The organism is Micromonospora sp. NBC_01740 (assembly GCF_035920365.1).
GTDB classification, from domain to species: Bacteria; Actinomycetota; Actinomycetes; order Mycobacteriales; family Micromonosporaceae; genus Micromonospora; species Micromonospora reichwaldensis.
This window is the reverse complement of the sequence record NZ_CP109150.1, coordinates 2655842-2674071: the sequence shown is the minus strand read 5'-3', so window position 1 is coordinate 2674071 and position 18230 is coordinate 2655842. Positions and strand designations below refer to the sequence as shown.

The following is an 18230-nucleotide window of genomic DNA, read 5'->3' as shown; positions in this document are numbered from 1 at the left end:
GGATTCCGGCATTTCCCTCCGCCAACCTTGTGGTCGCCGGCGGGGGTCAGGCGGTGAGGATCAGGATGGCCAGGATCGCCAGGAGGGCCGAGAACGCCGCCGAGGTCAGCCGCCGCCACGGCGGTGCGCCGCCCAGCGACGGCAACCCCCGCCAGCGGTACGCGGCCAGGACGATCCCCGCCGCCGAGACGCCGGCGCCGAGCGGCCAGAGCCAGCCGGGAACCATCGACCAATCGCCCAGCCGGTGGCCGAGGGCGGGGTAGAGCACCGCCCAGGCGACGGCGGGCGCCAGGGTCAGCCGGTCGGGGGCCCGGCGGGTGGTGCCGAGCAGGCTCAGCCCGCCGAGGAAGGTGAGCACCACCGCGAGCCCGGCGCCGATCCAGACGGGTAGCGGCGGGCCGTCGCCGTCGGCGTCCCGCGCCGGCACGCCGAGCAGCCGCAGCCCGATCGGCTCGACGCCCTTGGCGGTGTTGCCGAGCACCACCACGCCCCGCCCGGTGGCCCGCTCGAAGCCCAGGTAGGCGTGGAAGCCGCCGGTGGCGCCGTTGTGCCAGACGATCTCGCGGTCGCCGTACCGGGTGGTGAACCAGCCGTAGCCGATCCGGTTGCGGTCGTCCTCGGTGAAGCGCGGGGTGGCCGCGTCGGCGCCGGGCGCGGTGCCGGCGAGCGTCGCGCCGAGCAGCCGGGCCAGGTCCCCGGCGGTCGACCAGGGGCCGACTCCGGCTGGCGCGTAGCCGCCGCTGACCCAGGCCTCGACCGCGCGGCCGCCGGCCGTGGAGCCCTCGGCGCGCCCGGGCGGCAGGGCGTCGGCGTCGGTCGCCACCACGGTCGACGTCATGCCGAGCGGTCGCAGCAGCTCACGGTCGAGCAGTTCCGGGTACGACGTGCCGGCCCGGGTGGCGAGCGCCTGCCCGAGCAGCGCAACGCCGAGGTTCGAGTAGTGGACCTCTCCGCGCCCGTCGCCGGGCTCCTCCTCGCCGGCGGCGTCGAGCAGCCACCCGGCGTCCCGGCCGGCGTAGGGGTTGCCGCCGGTGAGGTTCGCCCACCAGGCCCCGACCAGGTCCCCGACCGAGGTGGTCGCGAGGCGGGGCAGGCCGGAGCGGTGGCTGGCCAACTCGGCGAGGGTCGCCTCGCGGGTGGGCCCGCTCAGCTCGGGCAGCACGGCGCCGACCGGGTCGTCGGGGCGTACCGCGCCGGTCGCGGCCTGCCGGGCGAGGAGCATCCCCGTCATCACCTTGGTGATCGAACCGATCTCGAACGGGGTGCCGGGCTCCACCGGGCGGCCGGCCCGGTCGCGGTCGCCCAGGCCCGCGGTGCGGACGCGGCCGTTCTCCAGCACGGCGACGGCGAGGCCGCGGTGGCCCCCGGCGTCGGGCAGCGCCGCGCGGACGTCGGCGGCCAGCGAAGTGTCGCCGGTGCTCTGCCGGGTCAGCCGGGGCTCACGCGGCATGATCCCGAGGGCCGCGACGGCGCCGACGAGACCGACGATCAGGGCGAGGACGATCGGCTTGCGCATGGTGCTTCCCTCCGTCGGGTGCTTTCGGCGGGTCGGCGCCCACCGGACCGGGCGGGGCTTCGACCGGGCGGCGGGGTGCGGCGGGTCAGCGGCGGGTGGCGGTGAGGATGGCCAGCAGCGGCACGACCCGCTCGGCCGGGACGGCGTAGTGGCCCCGGCCGGCGCTGCGCAGCCAGCCGGCGGCGGTGAGCTGGCGCAGGTGGTGGTGCAGCTGGCCGGTGGTGCCGAGGCCCTCAATCTCGGCCAGCTCGCCGGTGCCGTGCCGGCCGCCGAGGATCTCCCGCAGCAGGCGCAGCCGCACCGGGTGCGCGAGGGCGGTCAGCACGCCGGCCAGTTCCGTCCAGTCGCCGGCGAGCACGTCGTCGACCATGAGGCCGTACTGCCAGTCGTAGCGCTGGTCGTCGAGGCGGACGGTGCCGGTGTAGAGCACCGCGCCGCCGCCGTCGGCCGGGATCCGTTGCTTCAGCCCGTCGAGCGCCCAGAAGGCGTCGCCGGTCGCCGGGGGCGCCTCGGCCGGGGGCGGCTCCGCCCCGATTCGCTCCGTCAGGGCCGCGACCTGCGCCTCCAGCGCGCTCAGCCGCTCCTCGATCTCCGCCATACGTCGATAGTACGAACTTACGTAGTTACGTGCAAAGGCGGACCGCCGGAGCGGGTGCCGCGCCGGTCCGCCGGCCCGCTACCGTTCCCGGTCTGGGGAGGTGCCGGTGTACGTCGTATCGGTGATCAATTACAAGGGCGGGGTCGGCAAGACCACCGTCACCGCCAACCTCGGTGCCGAGCTGGCCAACCGCGGGATGAAGGTGCTGCTCATCGACCTCGATCCACAGGCCAGCCTCACCTTCGGCTTCTACGACCCCGACGACTGGCGGGACCGGCTGCGCGACGGCCGGACGGTGAAGCGCTGGTACGACGGCCTGCGCGGGGACACCCCCGCGACGACCCTGGGCGAGCTGGTCGTCTCCCCCGGCCCGGCCAACGCGCGACTCAGCGGCGCCGGCCGACTCGACCTGATCGCGTCCCACCTCCAGCTCGTCGACATCGACCTGGCGCTGGCCCGGGCGGTGGCCGACGGTGACGAGTACGACGCCGAACTGTTCCGGGTACGCGGCTCCCTGGCCGAGGGGCTGCACGACGACGCGCTCGGCGGCTACGACATGGTGCTGATCGACTGCCCGCCGAACTTCAACGTGGTCACCCAGTCGGCCATCATCGCCAGCGACCACCTGCTCATCCCGGCGAAGGCCGACTACCTGTCCACGCTGGGCATCGACTACCTGCACGGCAACGTCCGGGAACTGGTCGACCAGTACAACGCCGACGCCCGCCGGTTCGCCACCACCCGCCGGCACCACAAGGTCGCCCCCGACGTGGCCGGCGTGGTGTTCACGATGATCCAGCTCATGGCGCAGCGGCCCATCGCCGCCCACCAGGGCTACATGGACCAGGTCCGGGCGCTCGGCCTGCCGGTCTTCCCCACCCCGCTGCGGGAGAACGTCACCGTGTTCGCCACGAACACCCCGCGCGGCGTGCCCGTGGTGCTCCGCGACCGGATCGCCACCCCGGCGGTCCGCGACGAGCTGCGCCGGCTCGCCACCGAGTTCCTCGACCACCTCCAGCCCGAGCGGGCCGGGGCGTGACCGACCCGACCCGCGACGTCGCCGACCTGGTGACCGCGCTGCTCCGGGGGCTGCCCGCCGCCGACCTCGCCGCCCTGGCGGAGGGGCGGGCCCGGCTCGCGGTGGTACCGGTCGACCCGGCCCCACCCGCCCCACCGCCCGCCGGAACCGCCCCCGCCGGGCACCCGGCCACCGCACGCGCCGACCGGCCCAGTCCCGCCGGGCAACCGGCCGCCGAATCCGCCGACGGGACTGCCTCCGCCGGGCAGCCGGCCACCGAATCCGCCGGCCGGGGCGGGGCCCCCGCGCGCCCGTCAGCCCGGCGGGCGGCGTCCGCGCCGGACCCGGTGGCGGCCCGGTCCGCGCTGGCGTCCATGTCCCGCCGCGACGACGGTACGGCGTACCTCTCCGGCTGGACCGCCCGCGACCTGCGGGTGCTCGCCGCGAGCCTGGAGTTGCGCGGCGTCGGCGGGCTGCGGAAGGCGGACCTGGTCGCCCGCATCGTCGACCGCACCATCGGCTTCCGCCTCGCCTCCGCCGCCATCCGCCGGCTCTGACGCCGGACCCCGCCTTCCGCCGGCTCTGACGCCGGACCGGAGCGGACGGCGTCTCCGGCATCCGTGGGGGTCCCGGCCCGGCTCCGCCGCGCCGTCCGGGCGCCGGGCACGGCGATGGCCGGGCCTGCCCGGCCCGGCCATCGCCCACCGTCGCCCGCTGACACCTCGGGTACGGCCCTTCCACCAGACACCGTCGCGCTGGTACGGCGGCCGACCGGAGGCGGGCAGGTCGGGTGGCGGTACGACGGGCCGGTGGGTCAGCCGGTCGCGCAGGCCAGTGCGTCGAGGGTGAAGCCGGCCGGGCGGTCGTTGCTCGTGGACCACCCGGCGAGGAAGCCGAACTCGACCGTCCCACCGGCGGGCAGGGCGGAGTTCCAGGATGTGGGGGTGACCGACACGTCCGGGCCGTCCTGCCGGACCGTGCCGTTCCAGAGCTGGCTGATCCGCTGCCCGTCCGGGAACCGCCAGCGCACCGTCCAGCCGTCGTGCGCCCGCCCGCCGGTGTTGGTGATCCTGACGCTCGCCTGGAAGCCGCCCGGCCACTGGTTGGAGACGGTGTACGTCGCCCGGCAGGCGTCCGGCCCCCCGGTCGGCGTCACCGTCGGCGAAACGGTGGGGCTGACGGTCGGCGAGACCGTCGGGCTGGCGGTTGGCGAGACCGTCGGGCTGACCGTCGGCGTCGGGGTGGGGTTGATCCGGGTCGGGTCGACGATCCCCCAGTACGCCGACTTGGCCTGGAGTTCCGTGTCGAACAGCAGCGGCGCGTCCTTGCGGGCCACCGGGAAGGTGTCCAGCCAGGTGTCGTCGTCCGCCAGCCCCCACAGGGTCACCGAGGTCAACTCGTCGGCGTAGCGGCGGTAGAGGGCGAACAGGTCCCGGTACCGGTACGCCTGGGTCAGCAGCCGGTCGGCCGGCGGGGTGGGGAAGGACTCGCTGCTGTCGACGTAGATGCTGACGTCCATCTCGGTGACCTGCTGCTCCACCCCGAGCGGGACGAACGCCTGGAGCATCGCCTCGGTCTCGGCGATCGACGGCCACTGGACGTTGACGTGCATCTGGTGCCCGACGCCGTCGATCGGCACCCCTTCGGCGCGCAGCTGGCTCACCAGGTTGCGCAGCTTGTCGCGCTTGGCCGGCACGTTGGTGTTGTAGTCGTTGATGTAGAGCTTGGCCGTCGGCGCGACCTCCCGGGCCACCCGGAACGCGGTACGCAGGTAGTCCAGCCCGCTGATCTCGTACCAGCGGCTGCGCCGCAGCCCGTCGGACTGGTTCTCGTCGATCACCTCGTTGGCGACGTCCCAGACCCCGATGGCGTCGCCGTAGCGGCCGACGACCGCGCGGATGTGCGCCTCCAGCCGGGACAGCAGCAGGGCCTTGTCGGCCGGGTCCGAGGTCAGCGGGGTGCCGTCGGTGTCGGTGAAGACCCAGGCCGGGGTCTGCTGGTGCCAGACGAGGGTGTGTCCGCGTACCGCCAGGTCGTTGTCCGTGGCGAAGCCGACCTGCGCATCGGCGTCGGCCCACCGGAAGGTGCCCTCGGCCGGCTGGGTGGCGTCCCACTTGAGCGCGTTGCCCGGGGTGACTGTGTCGAAGTGCCGGCGCAGCAGGGTGGCCTGGTCGCCGATGATCTGCCGGTTGCCGATCGCCGCCCCGATCGGGAAGTCGGCGGCCAGCACCTCACGCAGGGCCGGGATGTCGGTCTGCACCGGCTTGGTCGGCTGGTACGCCATGGTGAAGTCGTCGATGTGCAGGTCGGCGGTGCCGCTGGCGGTCTCCACGTACGCCGACAACCCGTCCACGTCGTGCGCGAGCACGTACGTGCCGGTGAGCCGGACCCAGGCGTCGGCGGTGACGGCGGTGTCGCCCACCACCTGGTCGTAGGCCGAGGTGCCGCCGGAGTCGCGTTGCACGCTGAGCCGGACCTGGCCGGGCGACTGGCCGGCGGCGAGCCGCACCCACACCGTCAGCGTGTAGCGGGTGCCCTTGACCATCTCGTCGAGCAGGTCGAGGGCGGGGCCCTGCCAACTCGCGGTGCGGCCGGAGGCGAGCAGGCTGCGGGTGCCGCCGTGGGCGACGGCGGTGCTGACCGCGACGGTCTCCCCGGCCCGGGGCCGGAAGCCCTGGGTGGTGCCGTCCTCGAAGGTGGCGTCGAGCACCACGACGGGTTCGGCGGCGCGGGCGGGCGGGCTGGTCAGTGGAACGGCGGCGGCCACGGCGACGGTGGCGAGGCAGGCCAGGGCCAGCAGCCCCGGCAGAAGGCGGTGACGGCGCGTCCAGGGAGCGCGCATGGCGGTGTCCTTCCGGTACGGATGGGTGCGCGCGGACCGCTGGGCGAGGTCTCTCGCTTGAGGCGGTCGCACGCCGGTCGACCGGCATGAGCCCGCATGCCGGTGTCCGTGGTCCCGCTCCGCTCGCGGCACCCGTTGCCGGGGGCCGCTGTCGAGAACCGATGGTACGGATCACGGACCCGGCACTCCAGCGCGGTGTGCTGAGCGGCGGGCCCCGCCCCGGCGACGACGGCCGCGACCGACGTCGACCCACGCCCTAGGCTGGCCCGTACCGGCGGGTCGAGGAGGTCGTGTGGACAGGTGGGTCGCGTTGCTGCGCGGGGTCAACGTCGGTGGCGCGAAGGTCGCCATGGCCGACCTGCGCCGGCTGGTCACCGGCCTCGGCCACCACGACCCGCAGACGTACCTGCAGAGCGGGAACGTGGTCTTCGGCAGCACGGTGCGCGACGCCGACGCGCTGGCGCGGGGCATCGAGCGGGCCATCGCCGACGAGCTGGGGCTGACGGTGCCGGTGCTGGTGCGCAGCGGCCGGGAACTGGCGGCGGTGGCCGGCGGCAACCCGTACGCCGGGCGGGAGGACGACCCCACGCGGCTGATGGTGGTCTTCCTCGCGACCGCGCCCGACCCGGCCGCCGTGGCCGCCCTGACCGTGCCCGACGGCGAGAACGTGGCGTTCACGGTCGCCGGGCGCGAGGTCTACCTGCACCATCCCGACGGCGGCTACGGCCGGTCGAGGTTCACCAACAACCACCTGGAGAAGAAGCTCGGCGTGGTGGCGACCACCCGCAACTGGCGCTCGGTGCGGGCCCTCGCCGGGATGTCGACGGGCTGAGCCCTCGCCGTCCGGTCCCGCATCGGCGGCCGACCCGGGCGCGACGACGGGCCGGGGGCTGCCGCCCGCGGCCCGTCGCGCGTTGCTCAGAAGTGGTACGCGGTGTGGTACTCCGGCACGATCACCCGGCTGCGCGGCGAGACCCGGCGGATGGCGGCGAGGAACGCGTCCAGCCGCTCGCGGTCCGTCGGCGCCATGGGCACGGGGTTGCGCAGCTCGGTCTCGAAGTTGTCGAAGTGCACCGGCACCACGACCTTCGGCCGGTCCAGCGCGTCGAGCAGCCGCTCGGCGTAGTCGGCGGTGACCGTGGTGCTCGGCAGCGCCAGCATGGCCACATCGGGGGCCAGCCCGGTCAGGTTCCGCTCGGCGAAGTCGCTCGCGCCCATGAAGAAGACCGACGGGCCGCCGGGCACCCGCAGCTGGTACGCGAGGGTGTCGCCCTCGGGCAGGTCGGCGATGGTCTCCGGCTTCGCCGGCTGGCTGACCCGTACGCCGGGGAAGGCCATCGAGTACGACTTGTTGCGGCTGTGCAGGGAGCTGACCACCTCCACCGTGTACGCGCCGAAGTCCAGCACCTCCCCGCCCCGCACCGGGCTGAGCTGCCCCGACGGCAGCCCGTACGCCAGCCCGAGGTGGTAGGCGGTCAGCGTGCCGAAGACCCGGGCGCCGGTGCGGCCGGCGATGTGCGGCACGTCCATGTAGTGGTCCCAGTGGGTGTGCGTGACGAGCACCGTCTCGGCCCGGTCCACCAGGGAGTCCACGACGTCGGTGCGGACCTCCAGCTTCTTGGTCTGGTCGAAGGCGCCCCTGAACAGCCCCGTGTCGATCCGGCTGAGGAAGGGGTCGACCAGGACGGTCCGGTCGCCGACGTCGATGCGCCAGGCGGACGTACCCCACCAGCGGAAGCTGACCGGGCCGCTGCGGCGGCCGGCCGGGGCGGCGGCGACCGGCGCGGTGGCTGGCGGCGCGGCGTGTGCCGGGCCGGTCAGGGCGGCGCCGGCGAGCCCGCCGGCGGATACCAGCGCGGTGCTGGCGGCGGCGTCCCGGAGGAAGCGGCGGCGGTCGATGTTGGGCATGCGGAACTCTCCCCGTCGTGGTGCTGATCGGTCGGTGCCGAGCCAACCAGCACGACCCCCGCCAGGTCCAAGATCCATGCCCGACACGGTCGATATCCCGACGCATATCGGAGCAGCTCAGCGGGGTCGTCGGCACCGCCCTGCGGCCGACAGACTCAGCCGGCGCGCAGCCCCTCGACGGCGGCTCGGGCGGCCTGGCCCATCGCCAGGTCCACGTCGATGCGGCGGGTGGCGAGCTGCGTGGCGCGGACGAAGACGGCGACGGCGTACCGCCCGCCGTCGGGGTACTCGGCCACGCCCGCCTCCAGGTGCAGGCCCGGCAGGGTGCCGGTCTTGCCGGTCACCCGCACGCCCGGCGGGAAGCCGGCGGCCAGCCGGGTCCAGAAGAGCTGCCGGGCCATCCAGCCCCGGACCATCGCGCACGCCTCGGGCGGGCCGGCCTCGTCGCGCCAGATCAGGCCGAGCAGCCGGGTGATCTCCCGGGCGGTGCTCGACGTGGTGTGCGCGGGATCGAACATCCGCATCGCGCGGACCCGCTCGGGCGGCAGGGTGGGAAAGATCCGGGCGAAGTCCGCCTCCGTCCGCGCGCCGACGTCGGCGAGCATCGTCTCGACCAGGTGCCGGGGACCGCCGGCGATCCGGGTACGCGGCAGCCCCAGCTCGGCGGCGAGCATCGGCAGCACGTCCGCCCCGACCCGGCGCAGCAGCAGGTCGGCGGCGGTGTTGTCGCTGACCGACATGGCGAAGTAGGCCAGGTCCCGCAGCGACACCTCGGCGTCGTCGGCGCAGCCGGCGATCCCCCACCCGCCGAGCCGGTCGTCGGCGGTGACGAGGACCCGTTCCCGGGGGTCGAGCTGGCCGGCGACGACCTGCCGGGCGAACTCCAGCACCAGCAGCACCTTGAAGATCGAGGCGATCACCACCTGCTCGTCCGCCCGGACCGCCACCTCCAGCCGGCCGCCGGGCTCTCCCGGACCGGCACCGCCGCCGGCCGCGTCGAGGTCGACGACGTGCAGGCAGCCGGTGACCCCGGCCCGCTCGAAGATCTCCACGATCCGCTCCGCCACCACACTGCGCACGGTAGCCGCTGCCCCGCCCCCGCCCACCGCGCGCCCGCTGGACGCAGCGCTCGGCCGCTCGGCCGCTCGGCCGCTCGGCCGCTCGGCACCAGATCTTGGTAGAAAAGTGCCCCCCGAGGGGCGCTTCGGTACCAAGATCTCGCGCTGGCGTAGGGTCCGGCCGTGGACCTGCTCCGGCACCTGCGGCACTTCGTGGTGGTCGCCGACGAGCTGCACTTCGGGCGGGCGGCCGAGCGGCTCGGCATGGCCCAGCCGCCGCTGAGCCAGTCGGTGCAGCGCCTGGAGCGGGAGTTGGCGGTCGAGCTGTTCGACCGTTCCCGGCGGCAGGTGCGGCTGACCACCGCCGGCCAGTTGCTCGTCGGCGAGGCCGAGGAACTGCTGGCCGGGGAGGGCCGGCTGCGCAACCTGATGCGCCAGGTGCGCGACGGCGTGTCGGGGGTGCTCCGGGCGGGGGTGCCGCCGGAGACACCGGCCGTGACCCTGCGCGAGCTGCTCGACCGGCTGGCCGAGCGCGCCCCCGGGCTCGACGTCGACCTGCACGAGCTGACCAGCGGCGAGCAGGAGCGGATGCTCAGCGAGGGGCGGCTGGACGTCGGCCTGCTCCACCATCCCGTCACCGACGACGGGCTGCGCCTCGGTGCCGCCGTCGACGTACCGCTGGGGGTGCTGCTGCCGCGCGCCTCGGCGCTGGCCCGGGGACGGGAGGTCGAGCTGGCGGCGCTGGCCGGACTGGACCTGGTGACCGCGCCCCGGGCCACCGCGCCCGGCTGGCACGACCACCTGCTGGAGGTCTGCCGCCGGCACGGGTTCACGCCGGGGCGGGTCCGCCCGGCACGGAACCCGGAGTTCCTCTTCGGGCTGGTGCTGGCGGGCGGCGGGGTCGCGGTCGAGCCGGCGGCGACGGCGCGCCGGGAGCCCCGGATCGCCTGGCGGCCGGTCGCCGGGTCGCCGCTCGTCCGGCGCACCTCGGCGGCCTGGCCGCGCCGGGCCGCGCACCCGGCCGCGCCGATGTTCGGGCAGCTCGCGGCGGAGGTGCTGGCCGACGGGTCGGAGCCCCCGGCGCCGCCGCCCGGGCCGGCGCCCCGCCCCTGGCCGGTGCTCTTCGACGAGCCGGCCTGATCACCGGTTGGAAGGCCCCGATCAGGGGTACGCCGAGCGGATCACCGGGCTGGACCGGGGCGAGGCCGGCCGGCAGGGCCCGAACCCGGACACCTTCGACTACGTCCCGGCCTGACGCCCCCACGCCGGCGCACCCGGTCACCCCGCCGGCCCTCCCCTCCCCTGGCGCCCGTGGCAGCACCCGCCGCCGACATCGCGCCCCGCCAGTTTCGATCTGGCGGGGCGCTGGCCGCCGTCTCGCGCCCGACGGGTGGAACCGGAGCCGGGAGGGGGAGCCATGACGCCACTGCGCCTCGCCGTGATCATCGGCAGCACCCGGGAGGGGCGGGCGGGCGACCGGATCGGCCGCTGGTTCGTCGACCGGGCACGGCGGCGCGACGAGTTGGCGGTGACGGTCGTCGACCTCGCCGACCACGACCTCCCCGCGAGCTGCCCGGCTGAGCCGACTCCCGCGATCGGGTCGTTCGTCGCGCAGATCGCGCGGGCGGAGGCGTTCGTCGTGGTCACCCCCGAGTACAACCACAGCTTCCCGGGCTCGTTGAAACAGGCGATCGACCACGCGTACGACGAGTGGCAGGCCAAACCGGTCGGCTTCGTGTCGTACGGGTGCGGTTCCATCGGCCTGCACGCGGTCGACCAGCTCCGGACGGTCTTCACCGCACTGCACGCGGTCACCATGCGCGACGTCGTCGGTGTCGACCTGCTCGACGGCGCGCCGTCACCCCCGAAGGCCGACCGGTGCGAGCGGGCCGCCGACGTCCTGCTCGACCAGCTCCACTGGTGGGGCCTGACCCTGCGCGAGGGTCGCGCCGCGCGCCCGTACGTCTCCTGAACGTGTGACACCTGAGGAAGGTAGGGAGCATGACACGCACCACCGGCCTGGCCATCGAGGCCGAGGGCCTGACCCGGTCGTTCGGGGACACCCGGGCGCTCGCCGGCATGGATCTACAGGTCCCCGCCGGCACCGTCTACGGGCTGCTCGGCCCGAACGGCGCCGGCAAGACCACGGCGGTACGGGTGCTGGCGACGCTGCTGCGCCCCGACGGCGGACGGGCCCGCGTCTTCGGGCACGACGTCGTCACCGAGGCCAACACCGTGCGCGCCCGGATGAGCCTGACCGGCCAGTACGCCTCCGTGGACGAGGACCTGACGGGGCTGGAGAACCTGATGCTCCTCGCCCGCCTGCTCGGGCACCGCAAGCCGGCCGCCCGGGAACGGGCGGAGGGCATGCTCGCCGCGTTCGGCCTGACCGACGCGGCCGACCGGCAGGTCAAGAAGTACTCGGGCGGCATGCGGCGGCGCATCGACATCGCGGCGAGCATCCTCAACACCCCCGACCTGCTGTTCCTCGACGAGCCGACGACGGGGCTGGACCCGCGCAGCCGCAACCAGGTGTGGGAGATCGTCCGGGCCGTCGTGGCGCACGGCACGACGGTGCTGCTCACCACGCAGTACCTGGACGAGGCCGACCAGCTCGCCGGCCGCATCGCGGTGGTGGACCACGGCCGGGTGATCGCGGAGGGCACCCCGGGCGAGCTGAAGTCCTCGGTCGGCTCCGGCACCGTCCACCTGCGGCTGCGCGACCCCGGGCGGCGGTCGGAGGCGGAGAAGCTGCTCCAGGCGGCCCTCGGCGTTCCGGTGCAGCTCGCACCCGACCCGGTCGCGCTGACCGCGCGGGTCGGCGGCGACGGCAGCGACCTCGACGCCAGCGAGCAGGCGGCCCGCGCGCTCGGGGACCTGGCCCGCGCCGGCATCGTCGTCGACGACTTCTCCCTCGGTCAGCCGAGCCTGGACGAGGTCTTCCTGGCCCTGACCGACCACCCCGCCGTCGCGGCCGACGAGCGGGACGATGAGCTGGAGGCAGCCCGATGACCAACGCCACCACGACCGGGCGGGCCCCGTCCGTCTACGTACCCTCGACGGAGGCGCTCGCCACCGTCCTCGCGCCCGGCGCGCGACCGCCCAGGCCCGGCGCGCTGTCGGCGTCGCTCGCGTTCGGCTGGCGCGCGCTGCTGAAGATCAAGCACGTGCCGGAACAGCTCTTCGACGTGACGGCGTTCCCGATCATCATGGTGCTGATGTTCACGTACCTGTTCGGTGGCGCTCTCGCCGACAGCCCGCGCGACTACCTCCAGTTCTTCCTGCCCGGGATCATGGTGACGAGCGTCGTGATGATCACCATGTACACCGGCGTCGGGCTGAACACCGACATCGAGAAGGGCGTCTTCGACCGGTTCCGGACGCTGTCGGTCTGGCGGCCCGCCCCGCTGGTCGGCATGATCTTCGGCGACGTGCTGCGGTACGTGCTGGCGGCCGTGGTCATCCTCGGCGTCGGGCTGGTGCTGGGGTTCCGGCCCGACGGCGGGCTACCGGGCGTGCTGGCCGGGATCGGCCTGCTGGTGGTCTTCTCGTTCGCGTTCTCCTGGGTCTGGACGTTCTTCGGGCTCGTCCTGCGCAGCGAGAAGTCCGTGATGGGCGCGAGCATGATGGTGCTGTTCCCGCTGACGTTCCTCAGCAACGTGTTCGTCGAGCCCGCGACGATGCCCGGCTGGCTCCAGGCGTTCGTCAAGGTCAACCCGATCACGCAGCTGGTGGCCTCGGTACGCGCCGTCATGTCGGGAACCTCGGACGCGTCGGCGATCATGTGGACGCTGCTGTGGACCGCCGGCTTCCTGGTGGTCTTCGGCACGCTGACCATGTACCGCTACAACCGCCGCTGATCCCGCCGACGACGGGCACCGCCACGCAGGTGGTGGTGCCCGTCGTCGTCCGGTGGCCGGCTAGGAGTCGACCCGGACGGTGGTCACCGTGCCGCCGGCGGCGGTGACGCGTACCTCGGTGGCGTCGGCGGGTAGCAGCGCCGCGCCGCGCCCGGCGTCGTGCCACTCCCCCGCGCCGATCCGGTAGCTCAGCGCCGCGCCCTCGGTGGCGACGAGGACGCCCTGCCCGTCCGGCAGCCGCAGCCGCACCGGCAGCGGCGTGGTCCAGTCGGCGAACCCGCTGACCACCGGTTGGAAGGGCGCGCCGGCGTGGGCGAGCAGTGCGATCGCGCGGGCGGGGTCGTCGTCGTACTGGAGGGTCTGGAGCAGTAACTGCCGGCCGTCGGGGGTCGCCCCGTAGACGGTCAGGCTGGGCGATTCCCCAACCCCGTGGGCGCCGCCGGGATCGACGTAGGCGGCGAGCGCGTCCGTCTCGAAAGGGTTCCTGCCGACCTGCGCGGCGGGGGCGTCGCCCCACACCCGGTCCGCTCCGGGCAACGTGTAGGTGAGCTGTCGCGGCGACGTGCTGTCCTTCCCGTCGAAGAGGATTTCCGTCGCATTGGTGATGTGGACGATGTTCGCCATGCTGACCGGCGTCCGGGAAAGGGCCACGGTCAGCCTGTCGCGCTGGGGCGGCACGGGCAGGACGGCGGCCCCGTCCCGGAAGGCCACCGGCTGGAAGGTGCGCTCGATCCGGCCGTCGTCGGCGTACCGGAGCGTCGGTGAGAACTCCACCGGGTGTCCGACGTCGAGCACGACCAGCACGTCGCGGCGCGGCCCGAGCAGCACGGCCTGTGAGTTGCCGTCCGTGCCGGAGTCCACGAGTGTCTCGGTCGTCATGACCCGCGGTCCGGCGGCGGTGGGCTCGACGAACGCGGCCAGGCCGATCTGGCGGGCGCCGTCCGGGCTGGAGACCACATGGTTGATCTCGGTCCGGTGCGCGACGTAGGCGGCGGGCCCGGCCGGCGTGTCTCCCGCCCAGACCACGTGCGGATCGCCCCGGAGGCCGCTCCCGAGTTGCCTCGCCCGATGCCGCCACGCCTCGCGAACCTGTCGCAGATACGCTTCGTCGCCGGCCAGGTCGCCGCGGGTGGGTCCGTCGAGCAGCGGCGAGGCGACCTCCACCGCCGCCCCGTCGTCGGCGAGGTGAAGCGCACCGCCCACGGGTACCGCCACCAGGGCCGCGCACAGCGCGGCCAGGACCGCTCGACGCCGCAGCAACCGGCGACGCCCACCCCGTCGCACGTCGTCGAGCAGGGTCGGCGGGCCGACGAGGTCGTCCGTCACCCGACGCAGGACGCCCCGCACGTCGGTCTCTTCGATGGTCATCGCGCACTCCCGGTGTCGGTCGGGACGGACAGGACGAGATGTGACCCGGCCAGCGCCTCCCGGAGGTGGGCGAGGCCCCGGGAGGCGTGGCTCTTCACGGTGCCCTCGGAGCAGCGCAGCGCCCCGGCCACGTCGGCGACCGACAGGTCCTCCAGGTAGCGGAGCACGACGGCGGCGCGTTGCCGGGGCGGCAGGGTACGCAGCGCCGCGACGACCGCCTGGCGCAGCGCGATGTCGTCGGCATGGTCCCGGGCGACCACGTCGTTGTCACCCAGTGCCTGCTCCGGCCGCCGGGTCCGTCGCCGCCACCGGTTGATCGACCGGTTCACCAGGGCCCGCCGGGCGTACGCCTCCGGTGACTCCCGCACCCGGCGCCAACGCACGTACATCTGCTCCAGCACCTCCTGGAGCAGGTCCTCGGCCGCGTGCCGATCGCCGACCAGCAGGTAGGCCACCCGCAACAGCGCCACCGACCTCGTACGGACGAAGTCGTCGAACTCCGTGCCATGCGGATCTCGCATCTACCCTCCTGGGTCTCTCAGTCAGCAAGACACCGCGGAGGGCTGCGGGGTTTACCGGCCCTCGCCGACGACGCGCGACCGGTGCCCGGGGGCTAGAGGCGCCAGGGCGGCGGCTCGGGCGGGAGGTAGCGGCAGGTGCTACCCGTGGAGACGGTGTCGCGCAGGTGGGCGGCGAGGCCCGGGTGGCGCTGGTCGAGCTTGCGCAGCGCGTCCCGGATGCGGGCGGTGACCGTCTTGCGGGCCCGCTCGGCCTCGTCGCCCAGGCGTCGGCTGCGGCCGGCCAGCCCGGCGGCGGCGCGCAGCTCGGCGAGCAGAGCGCCGCGCTCGGCGTCGAGGTCGGCCAACCTCCGCTCGTCGCCGCGTTCGGCGGCCCGGTCGATCTCGTCGTCGAGCCGTTCCAGGTGCCGCCGGTAGCGGGCCTTGGCCTCGTCGTCGAGGACCGGGTCGCCGCCCATCCGGCGGGCCGCGACGAGTTCCGGCCCGGCGGCCGGGTCGAGCAACTCGACCGCCGGGACGTCGACGCCCGGCCGGCTGAGCAGCACGTGCAGGTCGCGTAGCCCCTTCGCGTCGGGCAGGTGCACCACCACGCCGGCGTAGGCGAGCTGCCAGACGGGCCCGTCGCGGCGGAACCCGTACGCCTGGCCGGCCTGCCGTCCCGCGGCGGACGGGTGCGGCCCGGCGGCGACCGCCGGCGTGGCGGGCGCCCCGGTCCCCACCGTCGGCGCGCCGGGCGGCCCGGCCATGACGGCCCGCGCCGGAGCTGGGCCGGCGGCCGGAGCGACGGTCGACGCCGGGCGCGGACCGACGACCGCGGCGACGACCCCCGGCCGGCCGGCGGGCGACGCCTCGGCCCCTGTGGACGGCGCGCCGGCCAGGCGGCGGGCCGTCGAGTGCATGCCGAGGTCGTCGGCGTCGCGGGCGGTGGTGGCGCGCAGCGCGGCGGCGGACGCCGCGTCGCCGGGACGGTCCCGCCCGGTCAGCGCGTCGGCCAGCGCGGCGCGGGCCAGGACCGACCACGGGCGGGCGCCCAGCCGGTCGGCGGAGTCGCGCGCGGCGGAGAAGCCGGTCACCGCGTCGTCCCAGCGTTCCTGCGCGGCGTCGACGAGGGCCAGCCAGTGGTCGACGGGGCCGCTGAGGTCGCAGCCGAACAACGCCGACATCCACTGCCCGCGGTGCGGTCGCAGCGCGTCGCGGGCCTCGGCGCAGCGCCGGGGGTCGCGACTGACGGCGGCGACCCCGGCGCGCAGCCGCAGCCACAGGGGCGACACCGATCCCGGGTACGTCGTGCCGGCGGACTCGATGCCGGCGACCACCCGTTGGGCCGTCTCGACGTCGCCGCGCTCGGCCGCGGTGATGCCCCGGACGAGTTCCGGATGGGGGTAGCCGGTCGAGGACAGCTCGTCGAGCAGGGCGTCGACCTCGTCGGCCCGGCCCTGCAGGTGCAGGCGCGACCAGCGCAGGTGGTGGCCCATGAAGGCGAAGTCGGAGTGGTCCCACTCGGTGAGGGCGGTCAGCTCGCCGACCAGTTCGTCGGACCGGGCGAAGTTGCCACGGAAGGCCGCGATGATGGCGTCGTCCATCGTGGCGGCCGCCCGGTGCCGGGCGTCGCCCTGGCGGGCACCGGCGACGAAGGTGGCGAGTTCGTCCTGGTAGCGGGGGTTGCCCAGCTCCAGCAGGGCGACCCAGCGCAGCGCGGTCGCCCAGCGCGTCGTCTCCTGGTCGCCACCGCGGCGCGCCACGTCCCGGATCTCGGCGGTGATCGCGGCCCGGTCGCGGGCCGAGCCCAGCCCCCAGGTGGTGTCGTGGCGGGCCCACAGGCTGAAGGTGAGCGCCTCGTCGTCGTGCCCCCGCCGGGCCAGGGACTCCGTGGCGGCGATCAGGTCGGTGACCATCGTGCCGACCGGCACGGCGCCCGCGGACCCGCCGATCAACCGCCGGTACGCCTCCCGCAGCACGTCCTCCGGATCGGCGAGCCGCCCGGGGCCGTCAGTGTGGCGGCGGTGGACGACGAGGGCGACCCGGGCCAGCACCACCGGATCGTCGGCCGCCACGGCCAGCGTGGTGGCCTCGGCGAGCAGCCGCCGGGCCTCGTCGCCCGCGCCCGAGTGGTGCAGCAGCTCTCCCAGCTCGATCATGATCTTCACGCGTCGGGCCGGGTCGTCGGCGACGTCGAGCGCCCGGCGGAAGTGGACCACCGACTCGTCGATGGCCAGCCGGCCGACCGCGGCGCGGGCCGCGGCGACCAGCAGCTCGGCGGCGCGGGACGGGTCGAGGTGGGCGCCGGCGAGGTGGGCGTGCCGGGCCAGGTCGGCGGGGATCAGCCGCTCGGCGAGCGCCGGCGCGCCGTCGACGGCCCGGACGACCGCCGCGTGCCGGGAGCGCCGGTCGTCGTCGGGCAGCGCGTCGTAGAGGGTCTCCCGCACGAGGTCGTGGACGAATGCGAACCGGCCGCCGCCACGGGACACCACGAGCCGGGCGGTCACCGCCCGGTCGAGCAGCCGGTCGGCCTGCGCCGCCGGTGTGCCCGTGCAGGCGGCGAGGACCGGACGGTGGAACTCCCGGCCCAGCACGGCGGCGGCGGTGAGCGCTTCGACGACCGCCGCCGGCAACTGGGCGAGACGCCCTCGCACCGCCTCCCGTACGCCCGGGGGAATCGTGCCGATCCGGCCGTCGGCACGCCAGATCCGGGCGGTCTGCTCCACGAAGAACGGGTTGCCGCCGGTGCGCCGGTGCACCTCGTCGAGGAGGTCGGCGTCGGGTGCCCGGCCGGCCGTCCGGGTCATCAGCGCGGCCACCTCGTCGCGGGACAGGCCGGTGAGGGTGAGTGTGGTCGCCTTCGCCACCAGCGGCATCAGCAGCCCGCACAGCGGGTGCTCGGGTGACTCGACCTCGGCGTCGCGGTAGGTGCCGATGAGCAGCAGCCGCTCGAACCAGGTGTGCTGGGCGGCGAAGCGCAGCAGCCGCATCGAGGCGGGATCGGCCCAGTGCAGGTCGTCGAGCACGACCACGACCGGCCGGCGCTGGGACACCGCGACCAGCGCGGTGGTCACCGCGTCGTGCAGCGCGAACTCCTCCTGGTCGACGCGGTCGTCACCGCTCCGACGGCCGGCCGCCTCGCCGTCCGCCGACTCCCCGGCGGTGCCGCCGGCCGCCTCGCCGAGCAGCGCCGCCAGGGCCGGCTCGGCCGACTCCCGGGCCAACGCCCAGTCGTCGGTCGAGCGGCGCAGGCCGCGCAACACCTGCACCCAGGGCCAGTAGCCGGGGGCGCTGTCGGAATCCCAGCAGGCCGCGCCGAGCACCAGCGCGCCTCGTCGGCGGGCCTCGCCGGCCGCCGCCGTGACCAGCGTCGTCTTGCCGATGCCGGGCTCCCCGGCGACGAGGACCAGACCGCCGTGGCTGGTGGTCACCCGGTCGATCTCGGCGCGCAGCAGACCCGCGGGATGCTCCCGCCCGATGACGTCCCCGTCGTACCGCGGATCCATGACGCCCAGACCGTAGCGGAACGGTGGGACATCGCGAGCCCTTTACGCGGGGCGACGCC

At 75.1% G+C, this 18230-nt stretch carries 15 protein-coding genes; 7 read left to right on the top strand and 8 right to left on the bottom strand.

Features of this window, described 5'->3' with window-relative positions; translation table 11 throughout:
* Positions 1-46 precede the first annotated feature (46 nt).
* Entirely contained in the window at positions 47-1516 is a 1470-nt protein-coding gene (locus OG989_RS12760) for a serine hydrolase domain-containing protein (RefSeq protein ID WP_151457499.1), read from the bottom strand.
* 85 nt (positions 1517-1601) lie between these two features.
* Positions 1602-2114, bottom strand: a complete 513-nt coding sequence (locus OG989_RS12755; RefSeq protein WP_151457498.1) for an ArsR/SmtB family transcription factor — start codon at positions 2112-2114, stop codon at positions 1602-1604.
* Between the two features lie 106 nt (positions 2115-2220).
* Between OG989_RS12755 and OG989_RS12750 the strand changes: the two genes are divergently transcribed.
* On the top strand, positions 2221-3153 hold the full coding sequence (locus tag OG989_RS12750; protein WP_132233766.1) for a ParA family protein: 933 nt from the start codon (positions 2221-2223) through the stop codon (positions 3151-3153).
* Complete coding sequence (locus OG989_RS12745) at positions 3150-3689, top strand: Rho termination factor N-terminal domain-containing protein (RefSeq protein ID WP_327030618.1); 540 nt, start codon at positions 3150-3152, stop codon at positions 3687-3689. The genes OG989_RS12750 and OG989_RS12745 overlap by 4 nt, the downstream gene beginning before the upstream one ends.
* Positions 3690-3946: 257 nt before the next feature.
* Here OG989_RS12745 and OG989_RS12740 read toward each other — a convergent pair whose 3' ends face one another.
* Complete coding sequence (locus OG989_RS12740; RefSeq protein ID WP_327030617.1) at positions 3947-5974, bottom strand: endo-1,4-beta-xylanase; 2028 nt, start codon at positions 5972-5974, stop codon at positions 3947-3949.
* Between the two features lie 292 nt (positions 5975-6266).
* On the opposite strand from OG989_RS12740, the gene OG989_RS12735 reads away from it, so the two are divergent.
* Positions 6267-6806: a DUF1697 domain-containing protein gene (locus tag OG989_RS12735; protein ID WP_327030616.1), complete on the top strand. Its 540-nt coding sequence runs from the start codon at positions 6267-6269 to the stop codon at positions 6804-6806.
* Positions 6807-6892: 86 nt separating this feature from the next.
* Here OG989_RS12735 and OG989_RS12730 read toward each other — a convergent pair whose 3' ends face one another.
* Together OG989_RS12730 and OG989_RS12725 are read right to left on the bottom strand one after the other, a co-directional pair.
* Positions 6893-7882: an MBL fold metallo-hydrolase gene (locus tag OG989_RS12730; protein WP_151457210.1), complete on the bottom strand. Its 990-nt coding sequence runs from the start codon at positions 7880-7882 to the stop codon at positions 6893-6895.
* Between the two features lie 155 nt (positions 7883-8037).
* Positions 8038-8952 (bottom strand): serine hydrolase, encoded by a 915-nt coding sequence (locus OG989_RS12725; RefSeq protein WP_327030615.1) that lies wholly within the window; start codon positions 8950-8952, stop codon positions 8038-8040.
* A gap of 171 nt (positions 8953-9123) precedes the next feature.
* Here OG989_RS12725 and OG989_RS12720 point away from each other — a divergent pair, with 171 nt between their 5' ends.
* The 4 genes from OG989_RS12720 (at position 9124) to OG989_RS12705 (ending at position 12800) form a co-directional block, all read left to right on the top strand.
* On the top strand, positions 9124-10080 hold the full coding sequence (locus OG989_RS12720) for a LysR family transcriptional regulator (protein WP_151457212.1): 957 nt from the start codon (positions 9124-9126) through the stop codon (positions 10078-10080).
* A gap of 277 nt (positions 10081-10357) precedes the next feature.
* A complete protein-coding gene (locus OG989_RS12715) occupies positions 10358-10912 on the top strand; it encodes an NADPH-dependent FMN reductase (RefSeq protein WP_327030614.1) in 555 nt (184 codons plus the stop codon).
* Between the two features lie 29 nt (positions 10913-10941).
* Positions 10942-11952: an ATP-binding cassette domain-containing protein gene (locus OG989_RS12710; RefSeq protein WP_151454235.1), complete on the top strand. Its 1011-nt coding sequence runs from the start codon at positions 10942-10944 to the stop codon at positions 11950-11952.
* Positions 11949-12800, top strand: coding sequence for an ABC transporter permease (locus OG989_RS12705; RefSeq protein WP_151454236.1), 852 nt, complete (start codon positions 11949-11951; stop codon positions 12798-12800). The genes OG989_RS12710 and OG989_RS12705 overlap by 4 nt, the downstream gene beginning before the upstream one ends.
* A gap of 60 nt (positions 12801-12860) precedes the next feature.
* Here the strand turns inward: OG989_RS12705 and OG989_RS12700 are convergent, their stop codons facing one another.
* The 3 genes from OG989_RS12700 to OG989_RS12690 all read right to left on the bottom strand — a co-directional run bounded on the left by OG989_RS12700 (position 12861) and on the right by OG989_RS12690 (position 18171).
* On the bottom strand, positions 12861-14168 hold the full coding sequence (locus tag OG989_RS12700) for a hypothetical protein (RefSeq protein ID WP_327030613.1): 1308 nt from the start codon (positions 14166-14168) through the stop codon (positions 12861-12863).
* On the bottom strand, positions 14165-14689 hold the full coding sequence (locus tag OG989_RS12695; RefSeq protein ID WP_327030612.1) for a SigE family RNA polymerase sigma factor: 525 nt from the start codon (positions 14687-14689) through the stop codon (positions 14165-14167). The genes OG989_RS12700 and OG989_RS12695 overlap by 4 nt, the downstream gene beginning before the upstream one ends.
* 92 nt (positions 14690-14781) lie before the next feature.
* Positions 14782-18171 carry an ATP-binding protein gene (locus OG989_RS12690; protein WP_327030611.1) on the bottom strand — a complete coding sequence of 1130 codons (3390 nt, stop codon included), beginning with the start codon at positions 18169-18171 and terminating at the stop codon, positions 14782-14784.
* Between the last annotated feature and the right edge of the window lie 59 nt (positions 18172-18230).

Coding starts and splice junctions, on each gene's coding strand:
- OG989_RS12740 (WP_327030617.1), bottom strand. CDS start 5,974: ATGCGCGCTCCCTGGACGCGCCGTCACCGCCTTCTGCCGGGGCTGCTG.
- OG989_RS12755 (WP_151457498.1), bottom strand. CDS start 2,114: ATGGCGGAGATCGAGGAGCGGCTGAGCGCGCTGGAGGCGCAGGTCGCG.
- OG989_RS12760 (WP_151457499.1), bottom strand. CDS start 1,516: ATGCGCAAGCCGATCGTCCTCGCCCTGATCGTCGGTCTCGTCGGCGCC.
- OG989_RS12695 (WP_327030612.1), bottom strand. CDS start 14,689: ATGCGAGATCCGCATGGCACGGAGTTCGACGACTTCGTCCGTACGAGG.
- OG989_RS12690 (WP_327030611.1), bottom strand. CDS start 18,171: ATGGATCCGCGGTACGACGGGGACGTCATCGGGCGGGAGCATCCCGCG.
- OG989_RS12715 (WP_327030614.1), top strand. CDS start 10,358: ATGACGCCACTGCGCCTCGCCGTGATCATCGGCAGCACCCGGGAGGGG.
- OG989_RS12730 (WP_151457210.1), bottom strand. CDS start 7,882: ATGCCCAACATCGACCGCCGCCGCTTCCTCCGGGACGCCGCCGCCAGC.
- OG989_RS12700 (WP_327030613.1), bottom strand. CDS start 14,168: ATGACCATCGAAGAGACCGACGTGCGGGGCGTCCTGCGTCGGGTGACG.
- OG989_RS12710 (WP_151454235.1), top strand. CDS start 10,942: ATGACACGCACCACCGGCCTGGCCATCGAGGCCGAGGGCCTGACCCGG.
- OG989_RS12705 (WP_151454236.1), top strand. CDS start 11,949: ATGACCAACGCCACCACGACCGGGCGGGCCCCGTCCGTCTACGTACCC.